This window comes from Burkholderia sp. S171 (assembly GCF_009766085.1).
GTDB lineage: Bacteria > Pseudomonadota > Gammaproteobacteria > Burkholderiales > Burkholderiaceae > Caballeronia.
Map to the genome: position 1 here is coordinate 40,835 of NZ_LMUF01000053.1, position 11,620 is coordinate 52,454.

Annotated in this window: 9 protein-coding genes; 2 read left to right on the plus strand and 7 right to left on the minus strand. The window is 59.8% G+C overall.

Annotated features, from left to right (window positions below):
- Window positions 1-6: 6 nt before the first annotated feature.
- The 7 genes from GSQ93_RS31805 to GSQ93_RS31835 are packed head-to-tail and all read right to left on the minus strand — an operon-like array spanning window position 7 to window position 8,041.
- The gene (locus GSQ93_RS31805; RefSeq protein ID WP_254074166.1) at window positions 7-1,584 is read right to left on the minus strand and encodes an ABC transporter substrate-binding protein; all 1,578 of its coding nucleotides are present in this window, start codon (window positions 1,582-1,584) and stop codon (window positions 7-9) included.
- Window positions 1,585-1,623: 39 nt separating this feature from the next.
- Window positions 1,624-2,637: an ABC transporter ATP-binding protein gene (locus tag GSQ93_RS31810; RefSeq protein ID WP_158939915.1), complete on the minus strand. Its 1,014-nt coding sequence runs from the start codon at window positions 2,635-2,637 to the stop codon at window positions 1,624-1,626.
- A complete protein-coding gene (locus GSQ93_RS31815) occupies window positions 2,634-3,680 on the minus strand; it encodes an ABC transporter ATP-binding protein (protein WP_158939916.1) in 1,047 nt (348 codons plus the stop codon). The genes GSQ93_RS31810 and GSQ93_RS31815 overlap by 4 nt, the downstream gene beginning before the upstream one ends.
- Entirely contained in the window at window positions 3,677-4,612 is a 936-nt protein-coding gene (locus GSQ93_RS31820) for an ABC transporter permease (protein ID WP_158939917.1), read from the minus strand. The genes GSQ93_RS31815 and GSQ93_RS31820 overlap by 4 nt, the downstream gene beginning before the upstream one ends.
- On the minus strand, window positions 4,609-5,583 hold the full coding sequence (locus GSQ93_RS31825; RefSeq protein WP_158939918.1) for an ABC transporter permease: 975 nt from the start codon (window positions 5,581-5,583) through the stop codon (window positions 4,609-4,611). The genes GSQ93_RS31820 and GSQ93_RS31825 overlap by 4 nt, the downstream gene beginning before the upstream one ends.
- On the minus strand, window positions 5,580-7,055 hold the full coding sequence (locus GSQ93_RS31830; RefSeq protein WP_158939919.1) for an NAD(P)/FAD-dependent oxidoreductase: 1,476 nt from the start codon (window positions 7,053-7,055) through the stop codon (window positions 5,580-5,582). The genes GSQ93_RS31825 and GSQ93_RS31830 overlap by 4 nt, the downstream gene beginning before the upstream one ends.
- Window positions 7,052-8,041, minus strand: coding sequence for a LysR family transcriptional regulator (locus GSQ93_RS31835; RefSeq protein ID WP_158939920.1), 990 nt, complete (start codon window positions 8,039-8,041; stop codon window positions 7,052-7,054). The genes GSQ93_RS31830 and GSQ93_RS31835 overlap by 4 nt, the downstream gene beginning before the upstream one ends.
- 576 nt (window positions 8,042-8,617) lie before the next feature.
- Here GSQ93_RS31835 and GSQ93_RS31840 point away from each other — a divergent pair.
- On the plus strand, window positions 8,618-10,672 hold the full coding sequence (locus tag GSQ93_RS31840; RefSeq protein ID WP_158939921.1) for an alkyl/aryl-sulfatase: 2,055 nt from the start codon (window positions 8,618-8,620) through the stop codon (window positions 10,670-10,672).
- A gap of 33 nt (window positions 10,673-10,705) precedes the next feature.
- The gene (locus GSQ93_RS31845) at window positions 10,706-11,245 is read left to right on the plus strand and encodes a hypothetical protein (protein ID WP_158939922.1); all 540 of its coding nucleotides are present in this window, start codon (window positions 10,706-10,708) and stop codon (window positions 11,243-11,245) included.
- The last annotated feature ends 375 nt before the right edge of the window (window positions 11,246-11,620 follow it).

Here is an 11,620-nt window from a genome sequence, read left to right on the forward strand (position 1 = left end):
ATGGCCTCAACCGCCGCTACGCGTAACCATCATCGCCGTCGTCCGGTCGCTGACCGCCGGTGCCACTTTCAAGCCTTTCTTCGCGGCCCAGATGTTCTCGTAGTGAAAGAGCGGAATGATGCCCACGTCGTCGCTCACGACCTTCACCGACTGCCGCAAAATGGCTTCGCGCTTGGTTGCATCGAACTCGGCCGTAGCGGCGTCGAGCGCATGGTCAACAGCGGGGCTGCTATAACGGCCCCAGTTCGACGAACCAATGCCCTTCTTCGGATCAACCGTACCGAGAATGTTGACGAGCGCATAGCTTGCTTCGCCCGTGCCGTTACCCCACGCAATCATGCTCACCGCAAACTCGTTTTTGTTTGCGCGGCTGGCGTAACTGGCCCACGGCATGACCTCGACCTTCGTCTTCACGCCAACGCGCGTCCAGAATTGCGCCACGGCCTGCGCCGTTTCGGGCGCTTGCGGATAACGGTCGTTAGGCACGCTGAGCGTCAACTGGAAGCCGTCCGGAAAGCCCGCTTCGGCCAGTAGCTTCTTTGCCTGGACCGGGTCGTTCGGGATGTCCTTCACGTCGGGGTTGTAGCCGAAGGTCTTGGCCGGCATCCACTGGTTGGCAACCGTTGCCGCGCCTTGCAGGATGCGGTCAGTGATGGCTGGGCGATTGATCGCCAGCGACAACGCGCGGCGCACGCGCACATCGAGCAGCGGATTCTTGGCCAACGGCTTGCCGGCGTTATCGGTAATGTATGGGCTCGGACCTTCACGGAAACTCGGCTGAAGTATTAGCACGCGCAGGCCCGGATACGCGAACACGGATACCTTCGGCGACTGCTTGAGACGGGGCAGATCAGAGACGGAGACCTTGTCGATCATATCCACATCGCCGGACAGCAATGCTGCGGTGCGTGCCGCCGCGTTGCTCACATAGCGGTAATTCACCTTGTCCCAGATCGGCTTGGCGCCCCAGTAGGCATCGTTACGCGTCATCACCACGCGGTCCCCCGGCAAGTACGAAACAAACTTGTACGGCCCGGAGCCGATCATCGCGCGACCGGAGTTGTAGTCTTCCGTCGTCGACTTCTCGCCCACATGCTTGCTCACGATATGAACGGAGGTCAGGTTCAGCGGCAGGTCCGGCGTCGGCGAGCTGGTCTTGATGATCAGCGTGTACGGATCGGGCGCGGTGACGGACGCGATAGTGCGCAGATAACCGGCGAAGGTGGCGATGGTTCCCGGCACATTGCGCGCCCGCTGATACGAATAGATCACGTCGTCCGCGGTGAACGGTGTGCCGTCCTGCCACTTGACGTCATGACGCAGCTTGAATTCCCATGTGTCGTTGCCGGTCGATTTCCAGCTTGTCGCGAGTCCCGGCGCGAGGACGTTGTTGTGATTCTCGACCAGCAGGTCCCAGAAGTGCAGGTCGACGGAGCGGTCGCCCGCGTAGTTGTTCAGTTGCGGATCGAGCGACGAGAGCGGATCGGCGAACGCAATATTGAGCGTTTGCGCCGACGCGGCCGAACTGAACAATGCCGCAGTGGCGAGCGTGGCGGTCAGCGTGGAAAGGACCAGGCGTTTCACGATGCAATTCCTTTTTATTAAGTGTGTTCTGGATTGAACTTATGGAGCGTCGTTCAGATGACACGCGCTGACATGCTCGTTGGCGATGCGCGTCAAACGCGGCACTTCGGTCTTGCAACGCGGCATCGCGTGCGGACATCGCGGATGAAAATGGCAACCGGAGGGCGGCGAAAGCGGGCTTGGCATCTCGCCGCGAATGGCGGTGAAGTGCTTCTTGCGTGCGTCGATACGAGGAATTTCGGCCAGCAAGGTCTGGGTATACGGATGATTCGGATGCCGGAATATTTCTTCCACGGGTGCGCTTTCCACCACCCGCCCGAGATACATGATCACCACGCGATCCGACAACTGCTCGACCACGCCCAGGTCGTGGCTGATGAACAGGTACGTGAGATTGAGCTGTTCACGCAGGTCCATGAAGAGATTCAGGATCTGCGCTTGTATTGATACATCCAGGGCGGCGACCGCTTCATCGCAGACGAGCATGGATGGGTTGACCGCGAGCGCTCTTGCAATCCCGATGCGCTGCCGCTGACCGCCGCTGAACTCATGCGGATAACGATCGGCAAGCGACGGATCGAGGCCCGCGCGTTTTAATTGCTCCGCCACGTAGGTGTCGAGATCGGCGCGTTCAACCACGCCGTGAATGAGGGGTGCTTCGCCAACGATATCGCGAATGCGCCTTCTTGGATTCAGGCTCGAATACGGGTCCTGGAAGATCATCTGGATCGCCAGCCGCGCGGCGCGCAGCGCAGCCGGTGACATGGCCGCGCGGTCCTGTCCATCGACCAGCACGTCGCCTTCGGTCGGTGCGATGAGCCCCGAGACAATTCGGCCGAGTGTCGATTTTCCGCAGCCGGATTCGCCGACCAGCCCGACCACTTCGCCCGGCGTGATCGCAAGATCGACATGTTCGACGGCGCGCGTGACCGCTTGCGCTGCAAGCACGTTACGCTCACGTAACCAGCGTGTTGCGGCGTTCTCGTCGCGTTCACCGAAGCGCTGGCTGACGCCGCGCAATTCGATGAGCGCGCGTGGTTTGATCTCGCTCATGCGGTTGTCTCCGTACGGACATTGGCTTGCCGGCCGGGATGAAAACAGCGCACGAGATGCGTGCCATGCTCGGACGCTTGTGCGGCCGGCGAGGGGCCAAGTACCGGAGGCGTTGAGCAGACCGACGTGGCACGCATGCAGCGCGCAGCGAACCCACAGCCCGGCGGCAGCGAGCGCAGGTCGGGCGTGATGCCCGCAATCTGCGTGAGCCTTTTGCCGCGCGTATTGAGGCTCGGCAAACTGTCGATCAGACCCGCCGTGTACGGATGCTGCGGACGGTCGAGTACCGCATCCACGGTGCCCTGTTCAACGATCCGGCCCGCATACATCACGGCGATGTCATCAGCGAGGCCCGCCACCACCGACAGGTCGTGCGTGATCCAGATCAGCGACGTGCCTTGCGTGCGCACGAGCGTTTGCACTTCGGACAGAATCTGCGCCTGGATGGTGACATCGAGCGCGGTAGTGGGTTCATCGGCGATGATCAGGTCCGGCTTGTGCAGCATCGCAATCGCAATTGCTACACGCTGGCGCATCCCTCCTGATAGCTGATGCGGATACGCGCGCAGCCGTTCGTCGGGACTCGCAATGCCCATGGCCGCCAGCGCTTCGCTCGCCTGTTCGCGCGCGGCGCGTCGGCTGACGTCGCGATGCGCGCGCACCGCTTCAATCATCTGCGCGTCCACGCGCTGCACCGGATTGAGCGTGGACATGGGGTCCTGAAACACCATCGCGATACGGCTGCCGCGCAGGCGTCGCATCTCCGCTTCGGGCAAGCCGACGAGGTTCTTGCCTTTGAACAGTATCTCGCCGCTGACCACGCGGCCGGGGGCATCAATGAGTCCCATGATCGAGAAGCCGGTCACGGATTTTCCCGATCCCGACTCGCCGACCAGACCCAGTACGCGCCCGCGAGCGAGCGTCAGTGAGACGTCTTCAACAGCGGGCAGTTCGCCTTCGCGGGTGAAGAAGCGCGTGCGCAGATGGCGGACTTCGAGCGTGTTGTCCGCGGTATGAAAATCATGGAAAGCAGCGTCGCTCATTTCACGAACCTCGGATTGAGCAATTCGCGCAGACGGTCGCCGACCATGTTGATCGACACCAGCATGGCGAGCAGCGCAAGACCCGGATACACGCTGGTCCAGTATTCGCCCGAAAGCATGGTCTGGTAGCCGTTGGCAATCAGCAGTCCCAGCGAGGGTTCCGTGATCGGCACGCCGAGGCCCAGGAACGATAGCGTTGCTTCAAGCGTGATCGCGCGCGCGACTTGCAGTGTGCCGACCACGATCAGCGGCGGCAGGCAGTTCGGCAGGATGTGAACGAGCACGATGCGCCAGTTGGGGATCGCGAGACTGCGCGCGGCTTCAACATATTCGCGTCGCGCTTCGACCAGTGCTTGCGCTCGCGCGGTGCGTGCGTAATACGCCCATTCGATCAGCACCAGCGTGAGCACGACGTTGGTCACGCTCTTGCCCAGGAACGCGAGCAGCATCATGGCGACGAGGATGGACGGGAAGGCCAGCAGCAGGTCCACGAGCCGCATGATGAGGCTGTCGACCTTGCCTCCGGCGTAAGCCGCGACCAGGCCAAACACGGTGCCGACCACGCCCGCGATCACTGCCGAGCCAAGGCCCACTGACAGGCTCAGGCGCAGGCCGTAGAGCATCGCGGAATACAGGTCGCGGCCCTGACCGTCGGTGCCGAGCCAGTACGCATGCGTGCCGGCGCCGTTCATCGAACCGGGGGGGAGGCGGGCATCGAGTACGTCGAGTTGCAGCAGGTCGTATGGATTTTGCGGCGTGATCAGCGGCGCAAAAATGGCCGCAAGCACCAGCAGTATTGCGACGATCAACGCAGCCATCGCCGCGGGAGAACGGCCAAAGTCCGAGACGAGCTGACGCCACGGCGACTGACGGCGTTTGAGCGCGCCGAGCACGGGCTTTTCCGTCTCGGGAACCAGCGGAGTCGTGCTCATCGCGCGCCCTCCAGCCGCACGCGCGGATCGAGGAACTTGTAGAGGATATCGACGAACAGGTTCAGCGAGACGAACATGCAGACGACCACGATCAGGTACGACAGGATCACTGGACGATCGAGCGCGTTGATGCTGTCGAGTATGAGCTTGCCCGCGCCCGGCCATGAGAACACGGTCTCGGTGACGACCGCGAACGCAATGGTCGAACCGAACTCCAGACCGATCACCGTGACAAGCGGAATCAGCGTATTGCGCAGGATATGAACCAGCACCACACGCGTGGGCGACAAACCCTTGGCGCGGGCAAAACGCACGTGTTCCATCGGCATGACTTCGCGTACACCGGCACTCGTGAGACGCAAGACCAGCGACACCTTGAAGAGCGACAGGTTCAGCGCGGGCAGGATCAGGTGACGCAGGCCATCGAGCGTGAGCCACGACCACTGGACACCGAACAGGCTTGCAGTCGCTCCGCGTCCGCTGGCGGGCAGCCATCCGAGCTTCACGCTGAACAACATGATGAGCATCAGGCCGACCCAGAACGTAGGCAGGGAGAAGCCGACAATACTGCCTGTCATCAGCATCTTCGAGAGCGGATTGCGTGGATGCAGCCCAGCGAAAAGCCCCAGCGGAATACCGATCACCAGCGCTAGCAGCAGCGCCGAGACAGCGAGCTCCAGGGTTGCGGGAAGGCGTTGCAGGATCAGGCGGATCGCGGGCTCGTTATAAACGAAGCTGTTGCCTAGATCGCCATGCATCGCACCGGCGAGGAACGCCAGATACTGTTTCCAGAGCGGCTGGTCGAGGCCGAGTTGAGCAATGATGCGCGCCCGGTCGACCTGATCGACGTCCTGTCCGATGAGAATATCAATCGGATTGCCGATCGCATGCAGGCCGATGAACACGATCAGCGTCATCAGCAGCACGACGAACGCCGCTTGCGCGATTCGGCGAATGAGCCAGCCGCTCATTGGTCCTCCGCATACTGGGGCGGCGCTTCGGCCGGTTGCCATTCGTCACCGTAGAGTTCCGGTTCGGCGTACGCTTCCAGCGCGGCGTAATGTTGCTCGACGTCCTCGCTATACAGCAAACTCGCAATGCCTTGCGCGAGCCGTTTTGCGCCCGTGCTGATCGCGGGAATGTCGCCGGAGACGGCGCCTTGTGAGAGCGACGCGGGATAGCAGAAGCAGTGGATGCGCGACAAGCCGGGGCAAACGCCGGGGGATTTTTCGAGGAATTCAAACGCGGGTCCGACATCGGGCGAATCCGACAACTCGGCGTCTTCGTCGCCGTGTGGCGGCGTGTAGCGGTCGGCCCAGGTGCGGATATAGGCGCCAAACGCTGCGAATTCCGGGCGCGCGGACCAGTCGACCTTGAAGCCTGTGGAGACCACGAGGAAATCGGCCGCGAAGGTGCCTTTGGGCGTGTGGATCGAAAGACCATTCTCTGTGCTTTCAACCGATAACACTGGGCATCCAAGGTTAAAACGTGCGTTCGGATGACGCGATACCCGCAGCGTACTGCCACGCGGCGGGGGTACCTGCACGGTATTGATGTAATGGCGGATCTTCCATTTCCATTCATCGGGCAGCGATTGATGACCGTGCGTGAGGCCCGGATTACCGGCGCCCTTGCCCTTGTTCACGCGTGGAAGGTCAGAACGCCTGATCAGCAGATCGACGCTCGCGGCACCTGCTTCGAGCGCCGTGGCAGCACTGTCCATGGCTGATGAACCGCCGCCGACCACGGCCACGCGTTTGCCGGCGAGAGTGGTGTAGTCGGTGGTATCCGATGAATGCGCCCAGCGATTACGCGGCAATCCTTCGACAAATCCCGGCAACGCTGGGCCGCCCAATCCGTCGCGCCCGGTAGCGAGCACGACACGCCGCGCGTAGACATCGAAGCGACGATCAAACGTTCGTATGCTTAATACGACGAGACCATCGGCGCGTGGCGTCACGGCTTCAATAGTGTGACCGTTGCGGACATCGAGTGCGAGCGCGCGGCGATACCAGACCAGATATTGCATCCATTGCAGGCGTTCGATCTTGTCGAGCGCTTGCCATGCGAGCGTACCGAATTGAGCCTCGAACCATGCGCGGAAGGTCAGTGCAGGTAAGCCTAAAGCGGGTCCGGTAAGTTGCTTCGGAGACCGTAGTGTTTCCATGCGAGCGGTCGTGGCCCAAGGGCCCTCCAGTCCCTGCGGCGAGCGGTCAAAGATAACCGCCCGCACACCTAGCAACTTGAGCGCGGCGGACGCAGCCAACCCCGCCATGCCGCCGCCAATTACCGCTACGTCCAGCACGTCGCTGCCGTTGTGCGTCTTGCCGGGCACCCATTCGCGCGCGGGCAATTCGAGCAGGGACAGGTCTTCCGCGAGGCGTGCTTCGAGCGCAGCGAGGCCAGTAGGGGGTATCGGTGATATGTTTTTGTCGAGGCTCACGTGGCGGGCTCTTCGGTCGGATTGAGGATGTCGTCGGGCTCGCCGTAGAGCGCTTGAAGAATCGCGCTGTGCTGGCTCGCGTCGTGGAGGACGAAGTCGGGCAGGATCTCGGCGGCTGCAATCGCCAGCGCTTGCGCCGCGGCAAGAGTCGCTGCACTGGGTGGCCGGAACTCGGGCGTAATAACGCCGAACAGGAACGCGATGCGGATATCGAGCGGACGGATCACCACGCCATCGACGGGCAGTCCAAGCGCCGTTACCGGCTCCAGCACGGCGAGCCCGAGTCCCGCGCGCACCGCGCCGAGCGCGTTCAGCGACGAGTTCGTTTCGATCACGCCGGCCGTGCGTACGCCCGCTTGCGCGAATGCCGAGTCGAGCCGTGGCCGCAGGCGGTAGGGATTCTGCATCGTCACGAGACGACGGTTTGCAAAATCGCTCAAGGCGATGCGCGGCGCTTGCGCGAGTGGATCGTCTGCGTGCACGGCGGCAACGCATGCAGCCTCGCCGATCCAGTGCACGAGTACGCCACGATGTTCGAGCGGGAGGCTTGAGACACCCATATCGACGATGCCGCTCAGCACGGCATCAACGACTTGTTCGGGGGCGGCGCTACGCAAATGCACGGACTCGAGCGGATGGCCCTCGTTGAGCAAGGCCAGCGCGCGAGGCACGAGCCCGGCGGCGAGCGCTGATGTGGCCGCGATGGTGAGCGGAGGCGGCGCTTGCCGTGCGATCTGCTCGGCGCGCAATTTCACCTGACGAAGGCTTGCGAGCGAGCGTTCGACGTCCTGGTAAAGCTCGGATGCCTCTCGTGTGGGCGCTACGCGTGGCCCGAAACGCTGGAACAGTGGATAACCGATCTCGGCTTCCAGCTCCTGGATCGAGCGCGATACCGCGGGTTGCGAGCGCCCGAGCAAACGCCCGGCGGCAGTGACGCTTCCGGCGGACATGACAGCGGCAAACGCTTCCAGTTGACGGATTTCCATGGGTACGGGCCGGCCGACCGGTTAGATCGATGAATGCATAAAACGCATTCTTGCGCGTCCAGCATGTGAAATGCAAATGATCAAAAATGCTTTAGATAGTGCTCGATCGGGGAAGCGCGTCGCAGGACAGCGGGTCCAGGCCGGAACGCCGAGGCACGACAGACCGCGATGCTGCAAATGGGAAAACGTTCGCGCGAATAGTTGATCAATACAGCGCTATTAAATTTTTCAGGAATTTCACCGGTGCATTGCACGCATTAGGCGAAACGACCGTAAATATCAAGAAAAAAATTTTCCGACAATCTCACCCAAACGCTGTGAAAAACGATATTGGTCGAGACAGCTCTCAAGGCGTCCAAATGCACCTTATCAATCGCTTGATCAGGGATTGAATCACTTCGCCTTGTGCATGGAGACAACCTTGCAACTATTATTAGCGGTCGATAAAAAGCCATAACCCATGCTTTCAATTACAAATAATTCTAATTGAAAGCATGGTTTGCAGGACTCGTTAATTACAAGTGCCTATCAGGCGATTTGCCATTAGGACAATCGGAAACCCAGGAGGTAATTCATATGTCCGACGAAAAAATACCGGCTTCCGCGAGCAAGCGTAGAGAGTTTCTCCGCGGTGTGGTTACAGTGGGCGTTGCATCAGGTTTAAGCGCAGTGGGTGGCGAGGCGCTGGCACAGGGAGCCTCGCCCACCATGCCCACCGGCATTGGATCAAAACCCCCGACCAAAGCAACGCTGGAAGCGAATTCCGTTTATGCCAATCAATTAGCTTTCAACGACACCCAGGATTTCCAGGATGCGAGCCGTGGGTTGATCGCCACGTTGCCGAGTCCCGGCATTATTCCGAGTTCCAAGGGCGGCGCGGCGTGGGATTTGGGTCAATTCGCGTTTATTACCGGTGGTCCGGAGAATAACGCTCCGGATTCCGTCAATCCCAGTCTTTGGCGAAATGCCAAGCTGAACATGAATCACGGTTTGTTCGAAGTGGTTGACGGTATCTGGCAGGTCCGGGGTTACGACCTTTCGGTGATGAGTATTATCCGCGGGGATACCGGCTGGATTGTCGTTGATCCTTTGATGACAGCGGATGTATCGGTTGTAGTTTGGAAGCAATTGGTCATACCGCATCTTGGTGACCGGCCGATTACCCACGTTATATATACGCACAGCCATGCAGATCATTACGGCGGCATACGCGGTATTGTTGACGAAGCCGATTTAAAGGCAGGCAAGGTAAAGATATACGCTCCGGCTGGATTCACGGAGGCCGCGGTGGGGGAAAACGTCATCGCGGGTAACGCGATGAGCCGGCGGGCCGCGTACATGTACGGCAATTTGCTGCCGCGGGGCGTGGACGGGGTAGTCGACGCGGGTCTGGGCAAAACCACGTCCGTAGGCGCGATCACGCTGCTGGTACCGACGGACTTTGCCACCGAGACGGGTCAGAAGCTGACCATGGATGGCGTTGAAATGACGGTGATCATGGCGCCGGAATCCGAAGCGCCGTCGGAGTTCATGTTCTACATTCCGAAATACAAGGCGTTTTGCGCCGCCGAGGATGCGACTCACACGCTGCACAACCTTTACACGTTGCGCGGTGCAAAAGTACGTGATGCCTTGTTGTGGTCGAAGTATCTTCAGGCGGCCATTGATATGTTCGGCAGCGACATGCAAGTCCTGTTCGCTTCGCACTATTGGCCGACGTGGGGAAACGAGCGGATCATTGCATTCCTGAGAGCGCAGCGCGACATGTACCGGTATTTGCATGACCAGACCATGCGCCTGGCCAATACGGGCTACACGCCTCTTGAGATAGGGGAGATGCTGCGCTTGCCTGACACCTTGGCAAAACAGTGGTATTGCCGCAGTTACTACGGCACGGTTTTCCATGATGTGGTCGCGCAATACAACTTGCGTCTGGGATTTTTCGACGGCGTGCCTGCGAATCTTCACAGATTGCCGCCGGTTGAAAACGGCAAGCGTTACGTGGAGTTCATGGGCGGCTCAGACGCTGTGCTGAAGAAGGCGCAGAAATATTACGACAAAGGCGAATACCGCTGGGTCGCGGAGGTGGTGAACCACGTTGTATTTGCCGATCCGAAAAACGTCCCTGCGAAGCACATGCTGGCGGATGCATATGAACAGCTCGGTTATCAGGCGGAATCATCGAGCTGGCGCAATTTCTATTTGACGGGTGCTATGGAGTTGCGTAACGGTGTACATAAGGTTCCGTTTGGCAGTTCGCAAAGTCCTGACACCATCAAGGCAATGCCGCTGGAGATGTTCCTGGATTACCAGGGCGTTCGCCTGAATGCGGATAGGGCTGCGGGAAAAACGATCTCGTTCAACTTCATCATGACTGACACGAAGGAGAGCTACGTGGTTGGTGTAGAGAATTCCGCGCTGCACTATTCGAAGGGCAGGACCTCGGATACGGCCGATGCATCCGTGACCATGGCGCGTACTGATCTTAATGAAGTCATGATGGGTAACACGACAATGGAGAAACAGATTATTGCGGGCAAGGCGAAGATCACGGGTAACACGCAGAAGCTGGGTGAATTTGTGTCCTGGCTTGATAACTTCGATTTCTGGTTCAACATCGTGACGCCTTGAGGGCTACGCGGCGCTTGCAAAGGAATTAAGACAATGTGCTCTATCTGCGACCTCAAGATTGAATTTAACGTTGACCATCCCGGGTCGCTAACGGTGGCGGTCGCCACCCGTGAAGCGATCGAAGCAGGGGTGCTGCCGGAAAAGGTTTTCGATGGCCCGCTAGCCAATGTGAAGTTGCGTGTGGCTGCCATTGATACGTTGAAGGCGTTGCAGTGTCGGCTGGAGTCGTCGATGTCGGTAAGCGAATTGATGGCGCTGCCGGATTTCTACGTGTTGCTCATTGAGATTGGGACGTGGGGCTTTTTCCACGCGACGGAGACCGGCTTCGATCCCGACTGCAGTCCGGAGCCGCCAGACGTGACTGCGGAAAACCAGGAGGACCGGGACGTGGTCTTTATTGCAACGGAAACGGCGATGGAAGCGGTGATCGAGGGTAGGCTTTCGCTGGAGAAGGCCTTCGCGGAGAAGTTGATCGTCCTGGACGCGGGCGCTGCGCATGCAGCGCTGCTGCATGCGGCACTCGATACGGCATTTCCGATAGAGAGCGCGGAGCGGCTTACGGTCGAGGTCTGAACAGAAGCGGTACTTGCGGCACACGTGCTACAAGTACCGCTTGATGGTTGGCTACGTAATGCTCCAAGTATACTGATTCGGAGGGTGGTGTCCGCGGATAGCGCGGGGTGAACCTTGGGCGGGTTCAATCACTGGTGGCGAAGCGAGTCAGAACCTGTGTTCGGAGAAGGAGGGTTTCACACATCCTTCGCTCTGGCGAGCACCGTGCTTTTGGGGCACCTATGAATGAAAACTGCACGCTGTCGACACTTAGGGTAGCGTGGTTGAAAGCGTTTTCTTTGCTTCGTTTCTTTGCCGCTTTCCCTCCATGTCAGGCTAGTTGTCGCGTCACTCGAATTTACTTTTAGTGCAAACTTGGGGGGCGGCAAGCGAATG